The following is a 26,823-nucleotide window of genomic DNA, read 5'->3' as shown; positions in this document are numbered from 1 at the left end:
CAACCTTAAAATGAAAAATTCAGTCTTATTAATTACGTTGACCATTACCTTTAATATAGCTTTTGCACAGCAGAAATACCACGCATTTAGTGTTAACGGCAAACATGGTATAACCGATACTTTGGGCAACGAAGCTATAAAACCGAGCCATAAATATGCGAAGACCATTTCAGCTAAAAATCAAATTTACTTACAAGATTATAGCGAAAAACCCGACATTATTTTTAATTCTAAAACTGGAACAAAACAAGTTTACGAAAGCGTGTACAGCAATCAGTTGTCGATAAAAGGAGTGCCTTATTCTGTAATTACGAACAAGGGTAAGAAGTTTTTGTTAAGCGAAGAAACAGACAAAACGCTTCCGATGAACAGAGATTACGATGAATTTTACAGCGCTGGAAATTATATCATCGCTAAATATTATGCGCAAGAGCCTTTTGTGTCTGGCGGAAAAGATAAGAATGGGAGATTTTTGCCACCTCCAATTCGAGAAATGAAAAGACATCATGTGGTGTTAACCAACGATGAAACTTTAAAACCAGTTGTTGATAAAGGTTTTGATAAATACCTATTTCTTTATAAAAGGCCAGAAGAAACGAAAGATGACAGAATTGTAAAGGTTGAGATAATTACCATTAAGCAAATTCACGAAAGCAATCCAACTTTCGATTACATCATATTAAGTCAGGGCAATAACCATAGGCTTTACAACGCCAAAATGGTTTTGGTAAAAGCTTTTGTTTTGGCAAAGCCCGATGAGGATAAATTGTATAATTACGCAGAACAACTATTGAAAGTTAACCTGAGCAACATGGCTAGTGCACAACATGGTTACAAAAGTGCCCCACCAATGATGGCCTCTCCAAGTATGGGGCGCAGTAGAAGTAGTTCAGAAGAAGAACCTGAGGAGAAAAAACCATTTAAGCCTTTCTTTTATGTTAAAAAATTAGAGAACGGCATTACCATATTCTCGCTACAAGAAACAGATGAAATTAGCAAACGTATTTTTGAAGCTAAGGCAAATGTTAAAGTAAGTTTATATGAGCGAGGTTGTACGATAACCATACGTAAAGATGGTAGAGAGGATAGCACATTCTCTTACAACCCAAAAACCGGTGAAATTTATTTGCCAAAAGCGTATTTAGCTGAGCTGGGCATTACGCTGATTTAAATCTGAACTCCTATGAAAACATTTAAATTATAAATCCGTCATTGCGAGGCACGAAGCAATCCTAAAGCGATAGTTGTAAGATTGCTTCGTACCTCGCAATGACGACCAATTAGATTATTTGGAAAGAATATATTAAAAAACCACACCTATGAATTTTTTAAAAAACCTATTCGGAAAGAAAACAGAGCCAGTTCAAGAAGTTAAACCCATTGAACCAGAATATAGCATCGAGGAAAAATTGAAATACAAGGTTTACCCTCGTATTAAAAACGTAAATAGCCAAAACTTCGACCGTATTTACCATAAACCTTTGGTTGCTGATTTGACTTTGATTTTCGTACAAGACATCAACGATAGATTTTCTTACATCCAAAAATCTGAAGCAGAACAGTTGATGCACTTAATTGATGAATGGCAAAATAACATCAGAGAAGTTGACTACGAGCTTTTCACTACAGAAGAGTGGAAGGATTTAATTTATTTCAATGAACCTGGCGACTACTCTAACGAAAAAATCTTCGACCCGAATTTCATTAATGCCACTTGCGAAAAATTAAATACAGATAAGGTTATTATCTCTATCTCGAGAAGGCACATGTTACAGGCAACCAACTTTTACAACAATTTTAAGGATAATGAAATGTTTTTCTGGAGGCATTTTAGCGTATGGCGTGATAGTAATTTACCTGATGAAGTGATTTCTGAATACGTATTAATTGGCGAAAAAGACAAAGGCATAACTGATATCGCATTGATGGGCTTTAGAATGAATGCCTACGAGAAAGATGGCAGATATTTATTAAACTATTCGGTGTTTGATGACGGAGATAGCCCAACTGGAGATAAGATAGACTTTGCAGAAATTATAGAAAAAAGAAAACAGAAGTTAACATTCTGAACTGATGAAAAACATAACTAAATACATTTTACTCGGGTTAATTGCGTTGAGCTATGCCTGCAATAACACGGATAATAACAACACTGAAGCTGTTGAAGTTGGGAGTGACGATACCGCTGTAATGGCAAAAGTTGATGAAACAGCTGTTGCGGATACCGTTACTCATGTTGCAGTGGAACCAGAGGAAGTAAGCATCAACTACAACGACAGCCTGGATTTTGAGCGATACAACGTTGATGCTGAAAAAATAGCCAAACATGCACCCATAGATTGGACCAGCTATCCCGAAGCTAGAGATTTTAGAACCCGAATTACTGATGCTTATAAAACCAATGAAGTTGATTTTGCTGGTTATTATGTGACATCAATTTTTGGTTGTGGTGCTGGTTGCATTATGGGTTTTATGATTGATATTAGAGATGGCAAAATTTACGATTTGCCTTTGGGCGAAGAAAATTCGTGCCTATTTGCAGACGACAGAGCCATTGGAAGGCTTACAAGCAGGCTTTTTATTGCCAGCATTTGCAGAGAAAATATGGAAGCCAAAAAAGTTTATTACAAAGCTTATTTGTGGCATGAGGATAAAAAGGAATTCGAAAAAGTGGATGAACAAGCTTTTTTGAAGAAATAGCTAAGGCGGTGGGTTTTAAAACCTCGCCCAAAAGCAATGAAATAAGTTAATTAAACCTGACAGAAGCGAGCACAATCCCGATTTATATCGGGAGAAGTAAAGCGAATGGCAGGGCTACAAAACCGATGAAATACTAACAAACATTTACAAAAACCTATGATAACTAAATTTAAACTTACTGCAATGCTTATTTTCGGCGTCTCGGCATTGTCTTTTGCACAAGGCAGAACTCCTGATTTTCAATTCGAGGTAGGCAAAACTAGCTATATTATGAACCTAAGTAAAGGCAGTGCTAAAGCGCAAAACGATACAGCATTTTATAATTTGTACCGAGTGGGCAATGCGAAGAGAATTGGCAAGGAATTGAAGCATATTGTGAACCGAAAAACTGGCGACACGATTAAAAGTGGGAGTTTTGAAGTGATGGATAACCGCATCCTTTTTTTTGTTAAGGAAAATAAATTAGCTAGTTATGTGAACATTTATACGCAAAATGAAAAGGGTTTACTATCGTTAACAAAAGGTGTAAGAGCAGTTTCGGCAGTGCCGGCGAAAGCTCCAATTGAGCCTTTGCCACCTAATGACACTACAGGTTACCTAGGAAAGGTTGATATACCAGCAGAGTTTCCTGGCGGGATAAACAAGGCCAGACAGTTTCTTGCCAATAACATACAATACCCTGATGAAGCGGTGGAAAATGGTGTGAACGGAACCGTGCAGGTCAAGTTTACGGTAGAGTTAGATGGTTCGATTAGCAACATCCAGATTGTAAGAAAATTGGGTTATGGTTGCGATGAAGAGGTTATTCGTGTATTAAAACGGATGCCAAAATGGAGCCCAGCGAAGCTTAAGGGTAAAAATGTGAGGTCGTACTTTACCATGCCAGTGAGTTTTAGAACGCAGTAGTAATCTTATAAATCTGATATCAGTCTGAGCTTGTCGAAGACTAGTTGGAAAAACCCAAAACCAAATGACTACAAAAAAGATTTTCAAAATTATAGGAATTTTTATTGCAGTAATTGTGGGAGTGATTTTACTGCTAGTTGCTTTTGTTTGGGGAAGCATAGAATGGAACCGATACAGCAAAAAGAAAGAAGCCATTCGTCACCAAAAAGAGGTTTGCGACACGATTAAAACTGTGGAAGGAAATTTTGAGATTAAGGTTAACGGTTTTACGAAAAAGGAACTGAAAGAGATTAGGTTTTACCTCAAAAGAGATAAACTTATGATTAGAGATACGACGATAAATTTTGTACAGCCTGATGATTTTGAAACCCAAATGATTATGATGCCGTTCGACAAGCTACATATTAACGATTGGATTATTGTGGTGATTGCTAACCGCACTTATTTATTATCAGATTTTAATTACACCGCTGAATATAATTACGGAATGTTCGGGCCCGTTGGCCCTTGCCATTGCGGTACAAGTGGGTATGAAAAGGTAAATGGAAAATCTGGTGGCTCGGGCTGGTTGCTTAAAAAGTATGGGTTGTTAAATTATCAGTTGCCGGAGAGGTAGAATTGAGCGACTAAAAACCCAAGGCGTTGCCGTTGGGATATGCATACGCAAGACTTAAAACCCTGCTTGTTAAGCACTTATTTGACACCAAACTGGTAACCCTGCAAGGGTTATTTATAGGCAACCCGATGCATCGCGTCGGGTATTAGCCAGATGATAAAAAACATGGAAAATAAAAAACAAATCTTAATCCGAATTTACCTATTCGTTTGTGCTTTAATTACGCTAAATGTAGCACTTTATTGGTTTTGGCAAATGAGTTTTGTTGGCTATTGGAGCGATAGGGTAATCTTCTGGATTTGGTTAGTATTAACGCCAATTACGGCTTTCAGTTTCTGGAAAAAACTATGGGCTAAAATATATTTCTGGTTGCTTGTTGCAGGTTTAATTTTAACCATTTTGCCAATGGCGATACCTTTTTTCGGCATTATTTTATCAGGTTCGGGGAGTGGCCGATTTAATCATTTTACCTTAGAAAACCACCTCAAGGTGCAAACTGTAGGTTACGGCGTTATGGGCAGACCACGAATACAAATAGTTAAAGATGGCTTGTTATTCGATAAAATACTACTCGAAGATGCCGATGAAATTAAACAAAACGATAGTACATGGCTTAAAATTCGGAACGCAATTGATGCGAAGTTCATCAGCCAAACCGATAGCAGTGTAACTATTAAATATTTCTTCGAAAAAGACACCCTACAAACCGAACATATTTTAAGAGAAAAAACATCATTTAATTATTAATTAATTTGCCACAAAGAACACTAAGAATTTAGCTTATGAAAACTTATTTAAGTTGCTTATTCGTTTTGCTTTTTGTGGCTTGTAAGCAACCGCAAAAACCTGTTTCGCCTAAAAAAACAGAAAAGGAAACCATTATTTATTATACCTATGGTGAGCTGCCACCTGCTGGCTACATTTATTACGACACCATTTTTGTAATGCAAAAATATCGCTTCGAGGTTAAAAACATGGGTGGTTGCGAACCTGAGGGCGTAGATTACGATGAGTTAGAAAGACGAAATAGGTCGACGGATTTGCACATGACTAAGCAATTTGGCAAAAATTGGGCAAAAGATTTTGAGCAACAAACTGACTTGAAGATAATTTTGCCGGTGAAATTGGAAAATTGAAGACAGTTTTCAGTAAGCAGTTGGCAACTCAATCTTAAGTCTTTCTCCTTTGATTTCTTGTGCTTAAAAATGACACCCACCTTAAAAAACTAAGCCTGCCAAACCATTAACTTAGTTGCTACGTTTTTATTGAGCAGAGAGATATGAAAGGTTACCATTTTTCGAAATTTTTACCCAATGAATTGCCTAAAGGTGGTTTTGATGAGTTGCTGAAATTATTCACGCAATTGTTAAACTATACCGCTGGCGATGCGGGCGAAGCTTTGGCTTGGATGAACGAACTGGACAAGCAGTACAAGTTCACCAACAAGAATTACGGTATGGGCGATTTTATTGATGACCTGAAGGAAAAAGGTTACATCAGTGAAGAAAATGGCGAAACAAAGATTACTGCAAAAACAGAGCAAACCATCCGTAAATCGGCTTTGGAAGAGATTTTTGGGAAGTTGAAAAAAGCTGGTAAAGGAAATCACAACAGTAATATTTCGGGCATTGGCGAGGAGAAAAATGCGGATAGACGGGAGTTTAGTTTTGGCGATAGTTTAGACCAAATTGACATGACTGCTTCTATCCATAATGCGCAAATTAACCACGGAATTGGCAATTTTACACTTACCGAACGCGATTTGGAAGTGGAAGAAAAGGATTACAAAACTTTAACGTCTACGGTGTTGATGATTGATATTTCGCACTCGATGATTTTGTATGGCGAAGACAGAATTACGCCTGCCAAGAAAACGGCAATGGCTTTAGCAGAGCTGATTAAAACGAAATACCCGAAAGACACTTTGGATATCGTAGTTTTTGGTAACGATGCTTGGCCAATTACCATCAAGGATTTACCGTATTTACAGGTTGGTCCGTACCACACCAACACTTTTGCTGGATTAGAATTAGCTACAGATTTGCTACGCAGAAGAAAAACACATAACAAGCAAATTTTCATGATTACCGATGGCAAGCCGACTTGTTTGAAAGAGAACGGCAGATACTATAAAAACAGCGTTGGTTTAGACAGAAAAGTAATTGGCAAAACGCTAAATATGGCGGCACAATGCAAAAGATTGAATATCCCTATCACAACCTTTATGATTGCCAAAGACCCCTACTTGCAACAGTTTGTAAGACAGTTTACCGAAATTAACGGCGGCAGGGCATTTTACAGTTCGCTCAACGGTTTGGGCGAATATATATTTGAAGATTACATTAAAAATAGAAGAAGAACGATTAGATAAGGTAAAAGGTGGAGGGTTGAAGGCATAAGGCTGTAAACCCTAAACCATATACCTTAAAGCTTATACCTTTATGACAGAAGCAAAAACACTCGGCGAATTAAAAGCCACATCATACCAGTCTTTAAGCGTTAAAGACGAATTAAGGAAGAATTTAATTACTCAATTACAAAATAAGGAAGCAGGTTTCGAAGGTATTTTAGGTTACGATGAAACAGTAATCCCAGAATTGCAAACGGCAATATTGGCTCGTCACAATGTGCTATTGCTAGGTTTACGCGGACAAGCGAAAACTCGTATTGCCCGTTTAATGGTAAATCTGTTGGACGAATACATTCCTTACATTGCTGGTAGCGAGATTTTCGACGACCCATTGAACCCTATTTCGTGGTTTGGCAGAAATGAAATTGAAACCAAAGGCGATGCCACTCCGATTGCTTGGTTGCACCGCAGCGAGCGCTACACAGAGAAACTGGCTACGCCAGATGTTACCGTGGCCGATTTGATTGGCGATGTTGACCCGATTAAAGCCGCAAACTTAAAGCTGACTTACAACGACGAACGTGTAATCCATTTTGGATTGATACCAAGAGCACACCGCAGCATTTTTGTAATTAACGAATTGCCCGATTTGCAGGCTCGTATTCAGGTGGCTCTGTTTAATATGCTACAGGAAAAAGATATCCAAATTAGAGGTTTCAAATTGCGTTTACCTTTGGATATTCAATTTGTGTTCACTGCAAACCCAGAAGATTACACCAACCGTGGCAGCATTGTAACGCCACTGAAAGACCGTATCGAAAGTCAGATTTTAACGCATTATCCGAAGTCTATCGAGATTTCTAGAAAAATTACTTTCCAAGAAGCAAAACTAACTAATGAGCAACGTTTAATTGAAACTGATGGTTTAGTGAAAGATTTGGTAGAGCAAGTGGCTTTCGAAGCTCGTAAAAGTGAATACATCGACCAAAAATCTGGTGTTTCTGCTCGTTTAACTATCTCAGCTTTTGAGAATTTAATTAGTAACGCAGAGCGAAGAATGTTGGTAAGTAAAGAGAAATCTACCTTTGTGCGTATTTCGGATTTCAGTGGAATTATTCCGGCTGTTACGGGGAAGATTGAATTGGTTTATGAAGGTGAGTTGGAAGGTCCGGCGAAGGTAGCACATACCTTAATTGGCAAAGCTGTTAAGCACTTATTTGCGAGGTATTTCCCAGACCCAACTAGAGCGAAGAAAAGCAAAACCGCTAATCCTTACACGGAAATTACTGAATGGTTTACTGAAGGCAACACTATTGACATTGATGATAACCTAACACTGAATAACTACAAAAAAGAACTTCAAAAGGTTAATGGGTTGGAAGATTTAGTGAAGAAATTCCATCCTAAGCTAAGTGCAAACCAAACCTTGTTGTTAATGGAATTTGTGCTGCATGGCTTATCGGAATATTCGCAACTGAATAAAAACTATTTAAATGGCGGTTTCGGTTTCTCTGATATGTTTGATAGTTTGTTTAACGCAGATATGGATGATGACGAGGAGGATTTTGGGTAAATAACTTGCCTTCATTCGAGAATAGGCCAATCGTCATTTCGAGTGAAGCGCAGCGAAACCGAGAAATCTTTGAATTCTGTAAAGGCGCTTCAAAGATTTCTCCACAAGGTCGAAATGACGAAGCGGGACTGAAACAAATCCATTAAAAAAACATCTAACAAATAAATTAATTTTACACCCCACATGGGAAGAACATTATTTCTAACAGTACTCTGCATTATCGTCATCTTATTCGACTTTTATTGTTACTACGCAATTCTAGCTGTTTTCAAAAAATGGAAAGACAGCACTAAAAAATTCTTTAAAAGAGCTTGGTGGACAATCAACATCGCTTTAATTATCGGCGTTTTCTGTGCTATTTACCTTAACTTATTTTTATCAGCAAGAGCAATTATCTTGGTTGCTTTCTTTTTAATTAGCACAGGTAAATTGGTCATGCTGCCATTCTTATTAATTGATGATTTAAGAAGATTTGGTATCAAGTTCTTCCGACTATTGAAGAAGAAAAAAGAGCCAACAGAAGCAGCGAAAGAAACTATCAAAGGCGAACCTATCAGTCGTTCTTCTTTTTTAGTGAAAGCTGGGTTAATTGCAGGTGCAGTGCCTTTAAGTTCACTAAGTTGGGGCATCATCTCTGGTGCTTACGATTACCAAATTAGGAGGGTAAACTTAAAACTCCCGAACTTACCAAAAGCTTTTGATGGTATTACTTTAGCACAAATTACAGACATCCACTCCGGAAGTTTTTACAATAAAACCGCTGTAAAAGGTGGCGTAGATATGTTGTTGGCAGAAAAACCTGATTTAGTTTTCTTCACAGGAGATTTGGTGAACAACCTTACTAGCGAACTTAAAGACTATCAAGATATTTTCAGCAAAGTAACAGCTCCTTTGGGCGTATATTCTGTGTTGGGTAATCACGATTATGGAGACTATCATTTTGGCAGGGAAACATCTCCTGCTAAGGTTAAAAACTTGCAAGACATGGTGGCTTCGCACAAAATTATGGGCTGGGATTTGTTGATGAACGAAAACCGACGCATAAAAGTTGGCGGCGAAGAAATTGGAATTGTAGGTATTGAAAACTGGGGCATGGGCCGTTTTCCTAAATATGGAAAAATGGACATAGCCATGCAAAACACTGAAGATTTACCAGTGAAGCTATTGTTATCTCACGATCCATCGCATTGGCGTGGAGAAGTTCTAGAAAAGTACAAAGATATCGATGTGGCTTTTGCTGGTCATACCCACGGCATGCAGTTTGGCGTACGTTTAGAAAACACGCAGTGGAGCCCAGTGCAATACATCTACAAAGAATGGGCTGGTTTATATCAAGAGCAACAGCAACAATTGTATGTGAATGTTGGTTACGGCTTTTTAGGCTACCCAGGCCGTGTTGGTATGTTGCCAGAAATTACGATATTTACGTTAAGCAGAGCTTAGTGTTGTGTGTTACGGGTTATTAGTTACGTGTCTAAGCGTATAGTTCTTTCCCATAACTCGTAACACGCAACTCATAACTAATAACATGCTCAAAAAACTAGGTTCATCCATTCTTGATTTTCTGCTATTCAGCAATCTTTTTATTGCGATTTGCGCAGTTGCTCAAGGCCTGGTTACCTATCATTTATTAAAAGCTAAGCCGAGTGAAGCTGTATTAGCTTTTCTGTTCTTCTCCACCTTATTGATCTACAACTTAGCGGTATTATTATCTAAACCAAAAGAACCTCAAAACTCACCTTTTAAAAGGGTGAGATGGATTTTCGCTCACCATCGTTTAACAATTTCTACCACTTTAATTTCGGCACTTTGTTTAATTCCGCTGGGCTTGCTATACCTCAGTTTCGAATCAAAATTGTTGATGATATTTGTGGGTTTGCTGGCGGTTGCTTATAATATCCCATTTCTCACACTCAACAATAAGAAAATAGGATTACGAAATATTCCCGGAATAAAGCTTTTTTTAATTGCCTTTGTTTGGGCAAGTAGTTGCGTTTTGCTTCCTATTGTAGAATTAGAAAGTCTGCATCAGATACAGGTTCCATTAAGCGAAACTGTGTTGTTATTAGCGAAGAGGTTTCTGTTCATTTGCGCCATTACTGTTCCATTTGATATTAGAGATTTATTCCAAGACAAACTTTACGAACTTAAAACCATTCCGGTAGTTTTGGGCGAAAAAAAAGCCTGGATTTTCTGCCAGGCCTTATTAGGTATTTATCTTTTGCTTTTAGTGCTATTTACTAAAGGCATCAATATTGATGTAATTGGCTTAACCTTAACTGTAGTGCTTACAGGGTGGCTCATCTTTAAATCTAACATCAAAAGAAATGAATATTTCTATTTCTTTTACCTAGACGGAACCATGTTGCTACAATATGTGATTTTGGTTTTGTGTAGTTGGTTGAGTGTTACACTGGCTTAACGAATTTCGTCATTTCGACTGAAGCGCAGCGAAATGGAGAAATCTTTGGGCTTTGTCATACATTTCAGTTAGCAACTTCAAAGATTTCTTGACTACACTCGAAATGACGCCGTTATGAGAGTTAGTACATTTCTAACTCCCAACGTTAAACCTATAACCAACACCTCTTACGGTTTGCAACAACTGCGGATTATCTGGATTAACTTCAATTTTCTTACGTAAACGAACAATGTGCATATCTAAAGTTCTCGTGTTTACATCAGAGTTGTAGCCCCAAACCTCCAACATCAAATCTTCCCTGCTAATTACCTGATTTGGATTACGCAAAAAGTAAAGCAATATCCTGTTTTCTAAGATAGTCAGCTCAATTTTTTTACCATCACGGAATAAAGTGTGGATATTTGGATGGTGCTCCATGTTACCAAAACGATGAATTTCTGACTTATCGCTATTGAGTAAAAATTTCACCTTACTATCTAACATCGCAATCAATACTTCTGGATTAAATGGCTTAGTAACATAGTCGGAAGCGCCGAATTGATAAGCATCAATCTTATCTACGTCTTGCGCTTTGGCAGTCATCATAATTATCAAACCTTCGAAGCCCTGTTTACGCACTTCCTCACAAACTTCAGAACCTTCTTTACCTGGCAACATCCAATCAAGAAGTACAATATCTGGTTTTTCGGAATTAATAGTCTCAACAGCGGCAATACCATCTGCTTCTTCTATAACTTGATACCCTTCCGTTTTTAATCGCATTGCTGTTAAAAAACGTAGGTTTTCATCATCCTCAACAATTAATATTTTGATATCTTTTGACATAGTATTTTTGTTTTAAGGTTGTGAAGTTGGAAAGTTGGAAAGTTGACGAACAACATTACAACGTTAAAACTTTACAACATTTCAATTATTATATGGTAGTACTATTTTAAATTCTGTTCCTTTATTTACAACGCTGCGAACGCTGATATCGCCTTTCATAAAATTAACAAGTTCCTTGCAAAAAGCCAAACCTAAACCCACACTTCCAGCCTGGTTATACTGATTTTGCACTCGGTAAAACTTCTTAAATATATTGTTTATTTCTGAAGCTGGTATACCTATACCCGCATCTTTGAAACGCAGCACAATTTTATCTTTAATTAAACGGGCAGTGATGTGTAATTGTTTTTTGTCTGCTGGCGAGTATTTGTAAGCGTTCTCCATCAGATTATCAAATAAGCTACCTAACAAAACCGGATCTGTAGTAAAATGCGTAAAATCTGTTACTTCATAGCTCAACTTGAAATCTGGGTGCTTTAGCTGATGTACATCAATGGTACTTTCGATAAATTCAGTGATATTAATCCTATCTTCATTAAGCTTGATGGCTTTGTTCTCAATCTGCGTAAATGCAAGTAATTTATTCATCAAACCATTCAATTTATCGGCTTCCTCATCTAATATTTTACCGTAAAGTTTTTGTTCCCTTTCGGAGATACTTACCGCACTTTTAATGTTATTTCCAGCAATTTTGATGACACTTACCGGCGTTTTAAATTCATGCGTTAAATTGGTAATGAAATCGTACTGCAGTTTAAACATCTTATGGTTGATATTCAAATTTCTATAGATAAGGAAAGCTACCAAAAGCAACAAGCCGTAAAAAAGCAAGATTACCGCTGCAATAGGAAAAAAGTAACTAAAAATTTCCTTCTTGATGAAAGATTTGGCAGAAATGAAGTACAACTTATAGGCCGAAAACGGACCGCCTAACGTAATTTCACCTGTTACATATTCTGATGAAGTTTCTAAAGGATCGTAAGTTACAGGCTCAATACGCACCGATTGATAAAGCAAAGGTCTATTGTTTTTGATCTTCATCTTCATCGGATCTAGCTCGAAAGAGAGCATATCTTGCTGATAAATGGGCTCAGAAAGCAGTTTTTCATTAATCATCTGCTTGTACACTTTCAAATCCTCAAACCTCGGAATATTGAAATAATCAATTCTGTTAGGTTTAATGTTCGAAAAATTACTGAAGAGATCTTCCTGTGTAGGCATTCTTGCTGTATCTAACCGATGTACGAAAGTGTACAGCTTTAACGCCAACTCATTAAAATTTTCTAAGGTAGTATTGGAAGGAATAGCATTTGTGCCGAAAATCTTTACAGAATCTGCAGGTATGTAGGTGCCAAACTGGTAAACACTCTTCATCCCCACCGAAAAATTGCCTACGTTTAAACCATTTTCTTCATATCTCGAATTGCGAACTTCGGCATCAAAAAACACCACCCGTTTTACAAATGGATATTTCAACAAAATTGTATCTACAAATTTCGATGCTGTAGTAGAATCTAAATAGCCATTATAGTAAGATATTTCTGGCAGCTTATTAAGGAAGAAATCATTGTAGGGCTTGATACTTTCCTCAAGTACATTTGTTTTTGCAGAAATAAAATCGCCCTCTATTTTTTTTGTACTAAAATTAAAGGCAAGAAAAAGCGACAATACAAATAGCACCGAAATTAATCCGATGAATGTAGCAATAAGGGAAAAATTCTTGCGATATCCGCTTTCTTTTACTGATTGTTTAGGCATACGCTCTATTTAGTGCTCTCGCTTAACGTTTTCTAAGATTATCTTGTAAGAAAAGTTCTAAAGCAGCGTACGATTTCTTCCTAGCTTCTTCCCTGTTTAATGCAGTTTTATTTTCTTCCTTTTCTAAATAAGTTACCGGAAGATTTAATTTCTTCAGTTCTTTCACAAACTGCACAGCATCATTACCATTTATACGAGGGTCTTTAGAACTCTGCGTAATAAATATCGGAATTTTAACTTTATCTGCATGAAAAACTGGTGAAGCTTGTCGCATGTAATCAGCATCTTTAATCGGATTTCCTACAATTTCATAAAACATCTGTAGGTTAGAAGTTAAAAATGGCGGTATTGTTTTTAAATAACTGAAAAGGTTGAGCACGCCTGCACTAGAACCAGCACATTTGTACATTTTCGGATTAGCCACAGCACTATTAACGGCAATTAACCCACCAAAGCCATAGCCATAAATAGCCACTCTTTGCGGATCTGCTATTTTCTGGTCAATTAACCATTGTACTCCAGCATCAACATCTTGTTGGATTTTTTGCCCCCACTCTTTAAAGCCAGCAGCGTAAAACTCCTTGCCATAACCTGTAGAACCCCTATAATTAACTTGCAGCACAGCATAACCTCTATTGGCCAAAAACTGCACATCAGAATTAAAGCCCCAGCTATTACGTTGTCCAGGTCCATTATGGGGAATAACCACAACAGGTAAATTCTCCGATTTTAAACCCAATGGAAGCGTTAAGTAACCATTTATTTTAAACCCATCCACAGTAGTATATGCAATGGGCTTCATTTCGCACATCTCTTCTTCCTTAATTGTAGGATTAAGATCGCTCAGTTTTTTCAACTGATTATTTTCAGAATGATAGATGTAATAAGCCCCCGGACTACGATCCGTAAATGTTCTCACAATGAAGTGCTGTTCATCTTTATCATTATGGATAATGCGATATTCTGCATCTGGCACCAATTTTTCTAGCGCACCAAATAGTTTTTTAGCCTCTTCATTCAGGTAGTGCTTCTCCTTTTTCCAAGTTTCGTACACTACATAATCCATTTTACCACGTCGTTTTGAATACTGCGCTTCAACCACGTTCAAAGTATCATCAGCAAATAGTACATTTTTCTCTTTCCCGTTGGTACAGTCTATCTCTACTAAGGCGTTTTTATCACGGTTTACATTAGAAATTGCGTAGATAGTATTCGGTTTGTTTTCCGAAAAAGCTACCGGCCATAAAGTAGTTTTAAAGTTGTTGGTAATGATTTTTTTGAAATCTTTGTTTTCGCTTTCTCTGTACCACAACGATTCATTCACGCCATCGGTAGAAATTGCCATGCGCAACTTGCCTTTGCTATCGGTAAGCCAATTGGTAAAATTGCCCGGATTTTTAGCAGCAATAAGCATCTGACCGTTTCTTACATTTAAACGATAAACGTCAAAAACGGTAGAATCTCTTTTGTTACTGGTCACCAGCAAGAACTTATTATCAATCAATTGATCTTCCAATAAACGAACTTTGCTCTTTTCATCAGCATTTAAAAGGCGTTCTTCGGTACCGTTTCTATTAACAATGTATAAATCTGTTTGAAATCTGCTGGCTTCCTTTTCCTTGTAGTAAATCAATTGATCGTTACTTACCCAACAATAAAAATTGATATTTCGCTCTTCCAATTTAGATACTTCGGTAACTTTGCCATCTTCTAAATCTTCTACTACTAAATGCTGCTTTTTATCTTTAAGGGTTAAATACGAAATGTATTTGCCATTGGGCGATAAGCGATATAATGCCCGATCTTGGGTTTTGAAAAAATCGTTAACTGGCACTTGCCTTACTTTTTCGCCCTCATTACAAGCAAAAAGCACCGCAACCACCAATAACCATACATATTTTTTCACAGCCGTCATCATATCACAAAATTACACAACACTAATTGCGGTTGGCTATAAACATTAACATTGTTACTTAGCTATCACGTTTGTGCGGTTAATCAAATAAAACAAATTTTGTTGTTTAGTAAAAACAAAGCAGCGTAACATTTAAAATACAGTGCTTGTTACGACGTTATTTTAATTGAATACCATAATTATAAGTTAAAAAATTTAATTTTAGCAAAGCTGATGATTGGCAACACCCGAGATTTAGCTACGATAAAGAATTTCCGAATAGATGAAACATTTCTTGCTCCTTTTATTGGCTTGCTGTCTATCATCCACTATGTGGGCGCAAGATAATGTAGATGAAGCTTTGGCCTACCAATATTACCAGCAGGCAGATTACGAGAAAGCTGCTGCATTATTAGAAAAGTTATTCAATCGCAACCGTAACGATGGTTATTTCGATTTGTATTACACCTCTTTGCTTAAAATAAAAAAATACGACGAAGCAGAAACTTTGGTCAAAAGGCTCATTAAACAGTCGCCACAAAAAATTAACTATCAAATTGCTTTGGGAAGAATTTATCAAGAAAGTGGAAAAACCTCCGAAGCAAACAAAATCTATTATAACGCTATTCAAAACGTTCCTAAAAACGAATTTCAATTTAGAGATTTGGCCAACGCTTTTTACAGATTTGAAGCTTATGACATGGCGGTGAACACTTTTTTACAGGGTAGAAAAGTATTGGAAGACGAACAATTGTTCACCTTTGAACTACTGAGTATTTACCGTTTCAAAAAGGATAAACAGGCGTTGGTAAACGAATACCTAAATGCGCTACCTGCAAATCCACAATTGATGCCACAAGCACAAAGCATTTTGGCCAATCTTTTTGAGAGTAATAACGACTATCAATTATTACAATCAGCTTTGCTAAAGAAAATTCAGAAAGATCCACAAAATGAAATCTTTACCGAATTGCTGATTTGGCAGTTTATTCAGCAGCAAGAATATGAAATGGCGCTAAGGCAAATGATTGCACAAGACAGACGTACAAAGAATTCGTCGAACTTGCTGTTTAATACTGCCAATACGTTTGTTGCGAATAAGGCTTTTCCTACTGCTATTAAAGCCTACGAGTACATTATAGCGAAAGGAACGGAAAATGAGCTGTATTTACCTTCAAAAATACAGCTCATTAATGCCAAATATGAATTAGCGGTACAGGGCAAAATCGACCAAGTTGCCATTAAAGCTTTGGCAGATGAGTTTTCGCAGGTAATTACTCAGTATGGCATCAATATTCAAACTATATTTGCGCTCAAAAAGTTATCATATCTACAAGCTTATTATCTCAACAATTTATCAGAAGCGGAAAAAACTTTGGAACAAGCACTCAAAGTTCCAGGTTTACCTGCTACAGAAATTGGTCAGTTAAAGATTGATTTAGGTGATATTTATGTATTGAACAAACAGCCTTGGGAAGCAGTACTAATTTACGAACAAGTAGCCAAGCAAAACGATAATTTACCTATAGCTAGTGATGCTCGTTTTCGTTCGGCAAGGCTTTCATTTTATCAGGGTAACTTCAAATTTGCCAAATCACAAGCTGATGTACTTAAAGCTTCTACCTCACAGCTGATCGCAAATGATGCTTTAAACCTGAGTTTGCTGATCTCGGATAACCTTCAAAGTAAAAATGACAGTTTAGCTTTAATCATGTATGCTGATGCTGAAATGCTACAATTTACCAACAACACTTCAGCCGCTTTAAAAAAATTGGATAGTATCGATATTGCTTTCCCGAAAAATAGTTTAGCAGACGATATTTTGATGGCTAAAGCTCGCATCTTTATTAAGAACAGCGAGTTTGCAAAAGCAGAAAGTAATCTCAAACAATTAATTTCATCACATTTTACTAGTATTTGGATTGATGATGCCATCTTTACTTTAGCCGATTTATACGAGCATCAGCTGAGTAATATGGAAGAAGCAAAAAAGCTTTATCAGCAGTTAATCACAGATTTCCCAGGCAGTATTCTAAATACAGAAGCACGAAAAAGATACCGCAACCTACGTGGTGAAACAGTTTAGGGCTGAAAATTTCACGATTTGCATTAGACCTTGGATTTTAACACCGTCTACTCCTTTAGCCTTTGGGCTTTAGGCTTTAGGCCTTCCACCTTCAACCTTAATGCCGTATCTTTACGCCATGTTGTTATTTAACGTTACCGTAATTATAGAAGAAGCCTCAGCTACAGAATGGCTAGCGTGGATGAAAGAAATCCACATTCCGCAACTAATGGAAAAAGATTGCTTTGTTTCTCATCGCTTTTTGAAGATTGTAGACTCACCAAACGAAGGTTTGAGCTACTGTGTTCAGTTCATCGCTGAAGACGAAGCCAAGCATCAAGCCTTCTTAGACTCGTATGAGCAAGAATTTACAGCAGAAATGTATATCAAGTACCCAAATAAGTTGGTTACATTTAGCACATTAATGGAATTTGTAGGATAGTTATGAATATTATAGAAACCCCAATACAAGACCTTTTTGTTTTTGAGCCTAAAATCTGGAAAGACAGCAGAGGTTATTTTTACGAGAGTTTTAGCCAAAGAGTGTTTGAACAAGCAGGAATCGACGTAAATTTTGTTCAAGACAATCAATCTTTTTCTCAAAAGGGCACACTTAGAGGAATGCATGCTCAAGCAAACCCGTTTGCACAAGGCAAATTGGTTAGGGTAATACAAGGTAAAGTGGTAGATGTTGCTGTTGATATCAGGAAAAATTCGCCTACTTACGGACAGCATTTTGCGGTTGAGCTAAGCAGCGAAAACCATAAGCAATTATGGGTACCTCCTGGTTTTTTACATGGATTTTTGACTTTAGAAAACGACACTATCTTCGCCTATAAAGTAACTAATTACTACGATAAGGATTCGGAGATTGGTGTGATGTGGAATGACCCAACTTTAAACATCGACTGGGCAGCCTACCTAGATCCTAGCGAGTTTTTATTGTCTGATAAAGATTTAGTTTTGAGTGATTTTGCATCCTTAAAATCACCATTTTAAATAAGAAAGCCACAGATACACAAATTTAATCTGTGCATCTGTGGCTTTTATAATCCCCTTCAGAGAACTTAGGGCTTACTGTTTGATCAAATTGTAAAGCTCATCCAATTTTGGAGAGAGTACAATTTCAATTCTACGGTTTTTGCTTCTACCTTCGGCTGTGGTATTCTCTCCCAAAGGTTGAAACTGGCCTTTTCCGGTAGCTGTCATTCTCACACTTTCTACCTTTTGTTCATCTGTTAAAAAACGAACTACAGATGTAGAACGCAATACGCTTAAATCCCAGTTATCTTTTATCTGTCCTAAATTACTGATACGTTGCGAATCGGTATGCCCTTCTACAGCAATGTTGATATCTGGTTGTTGTTTTAATACCTCGGCCAACTGGGTTAAAGCTTTTTTACCATTCTCGTCTATCACAATACTTGCCGATGGGAACAACAATTTATCTGTTAGGGAAACATACACCTTACCATCCTTTACTTCCACCGTTAAACCACTCTTGGTAAAGCCCAGCAAAGCCGATTGTAGTTTTGCCCTTAGCTGATTGGTAGCTTCATCACGTTTACGCAATACCTCTTCTACCTCCTTTAATCTAGCTTCCCGTTTAGCTAAATCTCCAGTAAGTTTATTAATTTCTGACGAACTGTTAGACCTCAATTTTGCATAGTTCGCATCTAAATCGGTGTATCTTTCGTTAAGCGCTGCTAATTGGTTATTTAACGCCGCAGTGTCTGCCTGCAAACGTTTAATGCGTTGCTCTAAACTTTCATTATTTAATTGCGAATCATTCCATCCAGTATTTAATGAGTCTTGCTTAGCTAAAAGCGATTTATATTTCTTGGTAGATAGTACAACGCAAGAACTCAAAGTAGCGGCAACTAAAAATAAAGCGATAATGGGAGCGAAAAAAAGTTTCAGTTGTTTCATTTGTATATGTTTGTTTATTGATCTACTGCTTTGCGCAAAAATAACACGAATGGTTGAATAGTTTTAAAAGCTTTTATCAACTTATCAACGATGTCATTTTTATAAAAGTCTTCCTCCTTTAATGGATATACAGAAATGAAGCTTTTCAATCGCAAGTATTCAATCATTGGATGATCTATTTCATATCCCTTTGGTGCTTTTTTAAGACTATCTTCTTTACTTATTGAAAATATTGACTGATATGACTTATCGTTGATTATTTCCAAAAATTCATCACTGCTGTAATCAATCTCTTCTCTAATTTTTTTGACCAAAGTGCTTTCAGGCATCCAAAAGCCCACACCAAAAAAGCAGCTTCCAGGTTCTAAATGTAAATAGTATGCTGGAGTATTAGGTCCATAACCTTTTACATCAAAAGCAATTCCGTAGTTCTTTTTGTAGGGAGCTTTATTCTGGCTAAAGCGGATGTCTCTATAAATCCTCATTAAGCACTTTTTAGGCTCCGTATCTTCCGAAAACTGTGGATCTATGGCAGAAAATTCTTTTATTAGAGGAGTAATTAAGGCAAACAGATCTAATTTGGCTTCTTCATAAAGATGCTTGTTTCTTGCAAACCACTCACGGTTATTATTGTCTGCCAGTTCCCTTAGGAAATTAAAAGTTGATTTCTTAAGCATAAGTATATCGCATTAGCAATTGTTGCCAATGTAGGAAATTAATATGTGTTTTGGGAAATTTTAGCTGTGTATAAACGGAAAACTAGGCTAAGTTACCCGTATCCTTTTTACGAAAGTTCGTATACCAAAGCACACCTACCCCGCCAGCTAACAAAAATGGAATAGCCAATAAGTATAACACTCCAGTATTTAAACCTTTACTTTGCGTATTACCATTCTTCACTCCCATTTCGGCATTGGCAGTACACATTGCACATTGTGCGTTAGCTTGAGGCTGTGCCACGATGAACGTTAAAAAGAAAAGTAAAACGGCTAGTACTTTTTTCATAAAACAAAGTTAGGTTAAAAAGCGGAAATATTAATTCATGTGGAAGTAATTAAATAAAAAAAGGAGCCGAAGCTCCTTCTTTAAGTAACTCTAAATGATTATAGCTTAATAAATTTAGCTTGCCCAACTTTTCGAGCACCATTAATTTCCAAAACATAGTTTCCAGATATTAAACTGGCTATATCTATATTTTTACCCGTCAAAAGTTCTTTCCCTGCAATATTAAGCTCTTTTACCTTTCTACCTAAAACATCAAATATGATAACCGCATACGTTTCATTCAATTGTACATGATTAGCTTTAACGGTAAAGTTTGTCTTTACTGGATTAGCATATACTTGTACATCAATTTCGGCAGCTACATCGTAATTTATTGCCTTTGGACCAAATGTTTCTGTATTACCATCTCTATCAACCTGAACTATACGATAATAGTTAATTCCCCAACTTGGAGTTTTATCCACGAAAGCGTATTGCTTATTAGTATTTGGTTCTACAATACCTATTTCATTAAATGTATTTCCATCAATAGAACGTTCTACCACAAAATGTTTGTGATTGATTTCGCTTAATGTTGTCCATTTTAGATGCACCCCGTTTGCATGTTTCGTTGCAGTAAAGTTATTTAGCTTAACAGGTAGCGTGTTTACCACTAAAGGTTGAGAGGTAATAGTTACTCCACCCGCCACTGTAACTTTGACAACATAACTTCCAACAGTTGTCGCCTGACAGGTAGCAGAAGTTGCTCCACTAATTGGATTGCCATTCAAATACCATTGGTTACCATTTGCTATGGGCGATGTTAGCAAATCTCCTTGTCTCGTAACCGCTAAATTAGTTAATGGAACAGCGACTTTTGTGTTAACCGTTTCTCCAATAGGTTTAGCATTAATACCATATATGTAGTAAAAGAAACTATTAGGGGTTACGAGATTACCACTGTGTGATGTAAGTGATAACAGGTTTTGACTATCGGTCATTGGATAAGTAAATGTTCCGTTAGTGTTATTATTTCTAAAAAGTGTTGCACCGTTGTTAAACTCGGCGGTAAGATAAAACGAACCTGCGTAAGGAAAACGGATATCGACGTTATAAAGCTGACCTATATCTGTAGCATCGTTGGCTGCTCCAACCGTTGCACTTGCGGGGTTACGGGTATTATTAACACTGATGGTAGAGCTAGACACTTTTACTCCAGATACATTATCAAATACGTTAAAAGTAACTGCACCTCTATAGCCAATGTGTAAACGGGCTGTTTCTATGATCATTGGTGCAGCAGCATCGAAATATAGTCTAAAAGTTGGTTGAACATAAGTCCCAACAGTACTAAATGCCGCCTTATTAGCAGGCACAAATGAATTAGTGTAGGAATTTAAAGTCGCATAGAATGTGTTACCAGCTAGAGGTGCTACACTTGTTACTACCGAATTTCCGTTATAAAAAGCAGTAGAAGAATTCACATCATTATACCAAAACAACCGTCCATCATTTTGTGTAGCATGCAGGTAGTACGTGCCTGCCGCATCTGTAAAATAGGCCTGTGTGGTATTAATAGTTGGAGAAGCGGCAAAAGATACATTCTTTGTTGCAAGATTGTCTGCCACGACCAAATCGGTAGGTAAATTTGTGGCTGCCTCAATGGTATAAGTCTTACCACTTTGGGTATTAAAACTACCTTGAACTAAAAACGTTACTTCAGCGCCACTGGTTAGTGATCCATTATAAGTTTCGTTAATAGTTGCTATAGAAGTTGGTCCGTCTTTAACTACCACTACAATTGGAACTAACGAAACAGGATTGGTTCCGTAATTCTTAAGCTTTAAAGTCAGTTTTCGGTTTAATCCAGCGGCATCACCAGAAACCGGTGTAACAATTTCCGAAATGCCTACATTAATGGCTGCCTCGTTAAATTTAACGCGATAATCTTGCGTTTCGCCTTTCGAGTAGCTACCGCAAGCTAAAACATTAACGGCATCCGACGTTTCAGATAGTACTATGCGCAATCTTGTAAAGTTACCTACTGCTACATTACCCGGAACCGAAATAGAAGTATTGAATGTGCCCGTAGCTGCAATTACCGAAGAAGTCGCAGCTAGCTCGTTGCTATCATCGAAATCTCCATCGCCATTCCAATCTACAAATACTTTTGCGATTTTATTTTGATCGCCACCACAACTGCCAACTGCTAAGCTTAAATTGTAATTTTTAGAGCGTTCTAATTCTATGGTTTGATTGGTATAATCTCCATACGTTGTACAAGTTGTGGCAGGGGTGTGATTAATATTTGCTAACTGAAAATTAGTAATTTTTGAATCTGCGTTTGAACTTGGTGATGATGTGCAATAAACATTACCACCCACTCCAGTTACAATTAGCGAGTAAGCTTGTTGGCCGCCTTGTAATGAATTTTTATGAGTTACCGTAATTGTATAGTTCTTACCGGGCACAGCATTAGCAATAAAAATTTGTTCCGTATTATCTCTAAAATTATCACCTGTGGTTGCAGCAGCGGTAGGATTAGCAGGGTCCAACACCCACGGCAAAAAAGTAGTGCCATCAGATACCCTGATGTCTAAATCATTAACTAACCTAAGGGTGGGGTTGTCAAGCGCAGTTGCGACAGAAACGGGTGTAGCTGCCGGGTCTGTCCAACAGATAGTAGCAACCAATGGACCGCCACCAGATGCAACCACATTGGTAGTGTGTGTTTGGCCTTGAATTAAGGTTTGTTCATCGATGATACTTTTGGTACCCCGTTCCAAAATGGCTTTTGCGGCCTTCTCTGCGTTCAATAATCCCCAACCAAAAATATAATCTGGTCCTGGGGCAGCGCCAGCTTCACTTGTAGTTGCAATAGCTAAACCTTTAAGCGTTGCAGAACGCATATATGCGGCGTACTGCTGAAAATATAGCTCTTGTAGTAAAACTAAAGTTCCCGTAGCATTTGGTGCCGCCATTGAAGTACCGGAAGAAGTAGCGTAATTATTATTTCCACTATTGGTAGTAGAAGTCAAATTCACTCCGTCAGCTACCAAATCAGGTTTAATCCTACCATCATCTGTTGGCCCCCAAGCACTAAAAGAAGATATTACGATATCAGATGAAGAGCTAGACCCAAATCCTAATCCATTTATAGCGCCAACTGTTAAAATATTCTTCGCACCTGCGTAAGTCCCAATAATATCGTAGCCATCATTACTGCTAATCCCAATAGGTCTTGCGCCAGCATTGACCATTACATTACTCGAATTGTATCTAAAATAATTTTCGCCAACCGCAGGGCCATTGTTATTGCGGTAATTTCCTCCAGATTTAACCATCAAATAATACGGAGCGTTAAATAAGATGTTATCCCAAGTTTGAGCCTTACTATCGTAATACCCAAAACGATAATCTTTGTTTTCACCAGACCTACCATAAAATTCCCATCTGTTGCCTTGATCACTATTTTGGTTCCATCCAGCAACAACTCCATAAGAGTGGTTAGAAAGCATTAAGTTTACAGCATTTGCCGAAATCTCTGAGTTATCATTGTTAAAATCATAAGAAAGTAGTTGTGGCAAACCGAAGGCGATACCTTTTGCTGCACCATAAACGCCTGTAGCAGTAATAGTACCAGCCACGTGCGTGGCGTGAGAAGATGTAGCAACCGCATCCATCAACATAATTTTACCTGCTGCAAATTCTTGGTGAGTGGCTAAAACAGCGCCTCCGTCCCAGATAGCTACCTTGTTGTTAGGAATCGAACTGCCGCTCAAATTCAATCCTAAACCGCCGCCACTATAAAGCTTGTTAGCCCTTGTAGTACCTGCCGCCACTTCGTTATCAGTTGCCTCAAATATTGGATAACCTTGCTCATCTACATCTACCAAGGTAATTATTTTGCCTTGTCTAGTTAAGGTATATGTGGGCCAACCCTTCTTTATCGCAATATCAAAAGCTCGTTTTTTCTTTTTCTTAAATACCGCGTCTTGATCTTTAGAGTGCCGTATTAAAAATGCTGTATTGGCCTTAAATGCTTTATCTTCTTGAGCAAAAAGAGAACTTGCTACCAAGAGCAAGCAAAGTGTAATACAAAAGTTTACAACTTTGGTAATAAATTGTTTATTCATAAGTGTTTGTTGGTTTATATTACTGACACATTTAGAGAGATCAGTGGTCTAAATTTACAACCTTTGTTGATAAATAACAAACACTTGTTAGGTTATATAGCGTATAAATTCCTACGTTTCTTAAATAAGATAAAAGAGGATAATAATAGCTAACATCTATCATTATCCTCTTTATGAATATAGACTTATTGACTAAATTTAGCTAGACACGTAATATGGTGAAATCATTACATAAACAATCACACCAGTTATAGCAACATATAACCACATTGGAAATGCAATCTTTGCAATCTTCTTATGTTTATCGAAACGCTTTGCAAGTGCTTTCACGTACGTAATCAATACGAATGGTATGATTATAATAGAAAGCAAAATATGAGTAATTAGAATAAAATAGTATACATACTTAATTGTTCCTTCACCACCGAACTTAGTAGAATCAGAAGTCATATGGTAGGCAACATACATTCCTAAAAAAAGAACAGATAGTGTGATCGCAAACTTCATCAAGTTCTCGTGCAATGTACGTTTACCATTTTTAATGGCCCAAACTGCAACCATCAAAACAATAGCAGTTAAACCATTTATAGTAGCATATATTGGTGGCAAGAAACTCAACGGCTGCACATCGTAACCTAATTTTCTTAAGTTAACGCCAAAAAGTGCAGCAACAGCTAGTGGAATGGCAATTGATAATATCCAAATCCATTTATTGTATTTCTGCTCTGTAGTTTTCTCTAACTCACTAGTTATATCTTCCATTTTGTTTGTATTCTGCGACATTTTATCTGCCATCTTTGATATTTCTTAATTCTTCCGCAATTAACACCTTAATCTCGTCGTCTAATTTAGAAACCGCTTCTTTGCTTGCTGCGTCGTAAAAACCTCTAATTCGATGTTTACTATCTAACAATACAATTTTGTTGCTATAGATAAATTTACGCTCGCTGGCTGTGCTTTGGTCTACTGCATCTAACAACAAAGAATGCTCAACCAGCTGATTGACTGTACTGGTGTCTCCACCCAAAATATTCCACTTCGGTGGTTCTGCTTTCCAAGTCTTTGCAAAAGCTCTTAACGCTTTTACATCATCTTGCGCATCTATGCTGATACTCGTCAAATGCAACATTTGATTTTTGTGATACTGCTTATCAAAGCCCTGCATCGTATTGAAGGTAGCTATTGCACTACCAGAATTCGCCTTGTTGTAAAACAGATTAGCTACGATAACTTTTCCCTTCCAGTTATCAAGGTTTACACTATCTCCGTTTTGATTAACAAGCTTAAAGTCTTGGACTACATGATAAATAGTATCTGGCACTTGCTTACCTCTTACAGAATGGAAAGTACCTGCTACTTGCTTAGGACCGAAAATGGCTAAAGGTTTATACCTGTTCTTCCCTTGGTCCTGAAGTAAATAATATAAAAATCCTGGCATCACTAAAATGGCTGCCAGGATTAATATGGTTGAAATCTTCTTTTTATTAGAACTCGCGTTCATTATTATTTATTTGGATATACGGGATGCTCCTGAAGATGATGTAATAGGAAATCTCCTTCGATTAGCATTAATACGATGAAATAAATAATAAAAACAAATACTACCGAGCAGCTAATGATAAAGCTTTTCTTTTCAAATTTTAAGTGCATGAAAAACGCAACAATGTAATATGCTTTAATAAGCGTTAGTACAATGTAAAATGCGTATAAAGCTGCGCCTTTTTCTACGATATTCCAGTGGTGTACAAAACCTAAAGCTACCAAGAACTCTACTGCTGTAATTGCCAATAGAATAAAAAATACTTGCCAAATACGCTTAACACCCATGCCTTCGCCGTGAGCGTGTGCATCGTGAGAATCTAATGTATGATCGTGATGTGCCATTATCTTAAATAAATTTTATCTGTAATTATATTAGGTAGAAGAATGTAAATACGAATACCCACACTAAATCTACAAAGTGCCAGTAAAGACCAACTTTTTCAATCATTAAATATGATCCTCTTTTTTCGAATGTATTATTTAACACCATGCATAAAATGATGATATTTAAAATGATACCTACCGTTACGTGGAAACCGTGGAAACCCGTAATAGTGAAGAACAAATTAGAGAACTGCAATGCAGCAGTATAAGAAATATCATTGGTAAAATATGGTTGCAACGCTGCAGAAATGGCAGCTGGGTCTGTTAAACCTGTAGCAGGGTTCTGGCCAAACCAAAAACCTAAATGGTGTAAGTGGGTCCACTCTAGCGCCTGACAACCAACGAAAGCAATACCACCTAAGATCGTCCAAACCATCCATTTTACAACTTCTTTCTTAGCATTACGATGACCTGCTTCTACAGCTAATACCATAGTAACAGAAGACATAATTAAAATGAAGGTCATGATACCAACAAAAACTAAAGGTTGTCCAGAATCTGCGATACCAGGAATTGATTGGAATATTTTATCTGCGTCAATCCACGTAGGTTGCGCAAATTTTTGAGCTCCGTAATAGATCAGAAATGATGAAAACGTAAATGCGTCTGACACCAAGAAAAACCACATCATTATTTTGCCATACTCTATTGACCATGGTTCGCGACCACCAGCCCAACGTGTGGTTTTAACTTCGTCTAATTTCGATAATGAATCCATTTAATAATTAGTATAATAGTT

25 protein-coding genes are annotated in these 26,823 nt (G+C 37.2%); 14 read left to right on the top strand and 11 right to left on the bottom strand.

What is annotated here, in order from left to right:
• The first annotated feature begins 10 nt into the window (after positions 1–10).
• From AC23ME_RS16140 to AC23ME_RS16090, 11 genes are all read left to right on the top strand, one after another.
• The gene (locus AC23ME_RS16140; protein ID WP_487728809.1) at positions 11–1,171 is read left to right on the top strand and encodes a hypothetical protein; all 1,161 of its coding nucleotides are present in this window, start codon (positions 11–13) and stop codon (positions 1,169–1,171) included.
• Between the two features lie 148 nt (positions 1,172–1,319).
• Positions 1,320–2,069 (top strand): hypothetical protein, encoded by a 750-nt coding sequence (locus AC23ME_RS16135; protein WP_487728808.1) that lies wholly within the window; start codon positions 1,320–1,322, stop codon positions 2,067–2,069.
• A gap of 4 nt (positions 2,070–2,073) precedes the next feature.
• Positions 2,074–2,700 carry a hypothetical protein gene (locus AC23ME_RS16130; RefSeq protein ID WP_487728807.1) on the top strand — a complete coding sequence of 209 codons (627 nt, stop codon included), beginning with the start codon at positions 2,074–2,076 and terminating at the stop codon, positions 2,698–2,700.
• Positions 2,701–2,856: 156 nt separating this feature from the next.
• Entirely contained in the window at positions 2,857–3,606 is a 750-nt protein-coding gene (locus AC23ME_RS16125) for an energy transducer TonB (protein WP_487728806.1), read from the top strand.
• Between the two features lie 64 nt (positions 3,607–3,670).
• Complete coding sequence (locus AC23ME_RS16120) at positions 3,671–4,222, top strand: hypothetical protein (RefSeq protein ID WP_487728805.1); 552 nt, start codon at positions 3,671–3,673, stop codon at positions 4,220–4,222.
• Positions 4,223–4,387: 165 nt separating this feature from the next.
• Positions 4,388–4,969 carry a hypothetical protein gene (locus tag AC23ME_RS16115; RefSeq protein ID WP_487728804.1) on the top strand — a complete coding sequence of 194 codons (582 nt, stop codon included), beginning with the start codon at positions 4,388–4,390 and terminating at the stop codon, positions 4,967–4,969.
• A 35-nt stretch (positions 4,970–5,004) separates the two neighbouring features.
• Positions 5,005–5,358, top strand: a complete 354-nt coding sequence (locus AC23ME_RS16110; RefSeq protein ID WP_487728803.1) for an FEKKY domain-containing protein — start codon at positions 5,005–5,007, stop codon at positions 5,356–5,358.
• Positions 5,359–5,501: 143 nt separating this feature from the next.
• Positions 5,502–6,593 carry a vWA domain-containing protein gene (locus AC23ME_RS16105; protein ID WP_487728802.1) on the top strand — a complete coding sequence of 364 codons (1,092 nt, stop codon included), beginning with the start codon at positions 5,502–5,504 and terminating at the stop codon, positions 6,591–6,593.
• A 70-nt stretch (positions 6,594–6,663) separates the two neighbouring features.
• Positions 6,664–8,145 (top strand): P-loop NTPase family protein, encoded by a 1,482-nt coding sequence (locus AC23ME_RS16100; RefSeq protein ID WP_487728801.1) that lies wholly within the window; start codon positions 6,664–6,666, stop codon positions 8,143–8,145.
• Positions 8,146–8,328: 183 nt separating this feature from the next.
• A complete protein-coding gene (locus AC23ME_RS16095) occupies positions 8,329–9,588 on the top strand; it encodes a metallophosphoesterase (protein WP_487728800.1) in 1,260 nt (419 codons plus the stop codon).
• Positions 9,589–9,673: 85 nt separating this feature from the next.
• Positions 9,674–10,567, top strand: a complete 894-nt coding sequence (locus tag AC23ME_RS16090) for a UbiA prenyltransferase family protein (RefSeq protein ID WP_487728799.1) — start codon at positions 9,674–9,676, stop codon at positions 10,565–10,567.
• A 132-nt stretch (positions 10,568–10,699) separates the two neighbouring features.
• On the opposite strand, the gene AC23ME_RS16085 is transcribed toward AC23ME_RS16090, so the two are convergent.
• From AC23ME_RS16085 to AC23ME_RS16075, 3 genes are all read right to left on the bottom strand, one after another.
• Positions 10,700–11,392: a response regulator transcription factor gene (locus AC23ME_RS16085; RefSeq protein ID WP_487728798.1), complete on the bottom strand. Its 693-nt coding sequence runs from the start codon at positions 11,390–11,392 to the stop codon at positions 10,700–10,702.
• Between the two features lie 81 nt (positions 11,393–11,473).
• Positions 11,474–13,150 (bottom strand): sensor histidine kinase, encoded by a 1,677-nt coding sequence (locus AC23ME_RS16080; protein WP_487728797.1) that lies wholly within the window; start codon positions 13,148–13,150, stop codon positions 11,474–11,476.
• A gap of 22 nt (positions 13,151–13,172) precedes the next feature.
• Entirely contained in the window at positions 13,173–15,068 is a 1,896-nt protein-coding gene (locus AC23ME_RS16075; protein ID WP_487728796.1) for a S9 family peptidase, read from the bottom strand.
• Positions 15,069–15,375: 307 nt separating this feature from the next.
• Between AC23ME_RS16075 and AC23ME_RS16070 the strand changes: the two genes are divergently transcribed.
• From AC23ME_RS16070 to rfbC, 3 genes are all read left to right on the top strand, one after another.
• On the top strand, positions 15,376–17,130 hold the full coding sequence (locus AC23ME_RS16070) for a tetratricopeptide repeat protein (protein ID WP_487728795.1): 1,755 nt from the start codon (positions 15,376–15,378) through the stop codon (positions 17,128–17,130).
• Between the two features lie 100 nt (positions 17,131–17,230).
• Positions 17,231–17,551: a DUF4286 family protein gene (locus AC23ME_RS16065; RefSeq protein WP_487728794.1), complete on the top strand. Its 321-nt coding sequence runs from the start codon at positions 17,231–17,233 to the stop codon at positions 17,549–17,551.
• A gap of 2 nt (positions 17,552–17,553) precedes the next feature.
• Positions 17,554–18,108 carry a dTDP-4-dehydrorhamnose 3,5-epimerase gene (gene rfbC, locus AC23ME_RS16060; RefSeq protein ID WP_487728793.1) on the top strand — a complete coding sequence of 185 codons (555 nt, stop codon included), beginning with the start codon at positions 17,554–17,556 and terminating at the stop codon, positions 18,106–18,108.
• Positions 18,109–18,183: 75 nt separating this feature from the next.
• Here rfbC and AC23ME_RS16055 read toward each other — a convergent pair whose 3' ends face one another.
• The 8 genes from AC23ME_RS16055 to AC23ME_RS16020 all read right to left on the bottom strand — a co-directional run bounded on the left by AC23ME_RS16055 (position 18,184) and on the right by AC23ME_RS16020 (position 26,802).
• The gene (locus AC23ME_RS16055; RefSeq protein WP_487728792.1) at positions 18,184–19,038 is read right to left on the bottom strand and encodes an OmpA/MotB family protein; all 855 of its coding nucleotides are present in this window, start codon (positions 19,036–19,038) and stop codon (positions 18,184–18,186) included.
• 14 nt (positions 19,039–19,052) lie between these two features.
• Positions 19,053–19,715 carry a DUF2461 domain-containing protein gene (locus AC23ME_RS16050; protein ID WP_487728791.1) on the bottom strand — a complete coding sequence of 221 codons (663 nt, stop codon included), beginning with the start codon at positions 19,713–19,715 and terminating at the stop codon, positions 19,053–19,055.
• An 82-nt stretch (positions 19,716–19,797) separates the two neighbouring features.
• The gene (locus tag AC23ME_RS16045) at positions 19,798–20,043 is read right to left on the bottom strand and encodes a hypothetical protein (RefSeq protein WP_487728790.1); all 246 of its coding nucleotides are present in this window, start codon (positions 20,041–20,043) and stop codon (positions 19,798–19,800) included.
• A 98-nt stretch (positions 20,044–20,141) separates the two neighbouring features.
• Positions 20,142–24,158: a S8 family serine peptidase gene (locus tag AC23ME_RS16040; RefSeq protein ID WP_487728789.1), complete on the bottom strand. Its 4,017-nt coding sequence runs from the start codon at positions 24,156–24,158 to the stop codon at positions 20,142–20,144.
• A gap of 198 nt (positions 24,159–24,356) precedes the next feature.
• Positions 24,357–24,920 carry a DUF420 domain-containing protein gene (locus AC23ME_RS16035; RefSeq protein WP_487728788.1) on the bottom strand — a complete coding sequence of 188 codons (564 nt, stop codon included), beginning with the start codon at positions 24,918–24,920 and terminating at the stop codon, positions 24,357–24,359.
• A 22-nt stretch (positions 24,921–24,942) separates the two neighbouring features.
• Complete coding sequence (locus AC23ME_RS16030) at positions 24,943–25,659, bottom strand: SCO family protein (protein ID WP_487728787.1); 717 nt, start codon at positions 25,657–25,659, stop codon at positions 24,943–24,945.
• 2 nt (positions 25,660–25,661) lie between these two features.
• Positions 25,662–26,042 (bottom strand): cytochrome C oxidase subunit IV family protein, encoded by a 381-nt coding sequence (locus AC23ME_RS16025; protein WP_487728786.1) that lies wholly within the window; start codon positions 26,040–26,042, stop codon positions 25,662–25,664.
• A gap of 25 nt (positions 26,043–26,067) precedes the next feature.
• Entirely contained in the window at positions 26,068–26,802 is a 735-nt protein-coding gene (locus tag AC23ME_RS16020) for a cytochrome c oxidase subunit 3 (RefSeq protein ID WP_487728785.1), read from the bottom strand.
• Positions 26,803–26,823: the final 21 nt, after the last annotated feature.

It is taken from the genome of Pedobacter sp. T50_32 (assembly GCF_057652195.1).
This window is presented reverse-complemented; position numbering and strand designations above follow the sequence as displayed.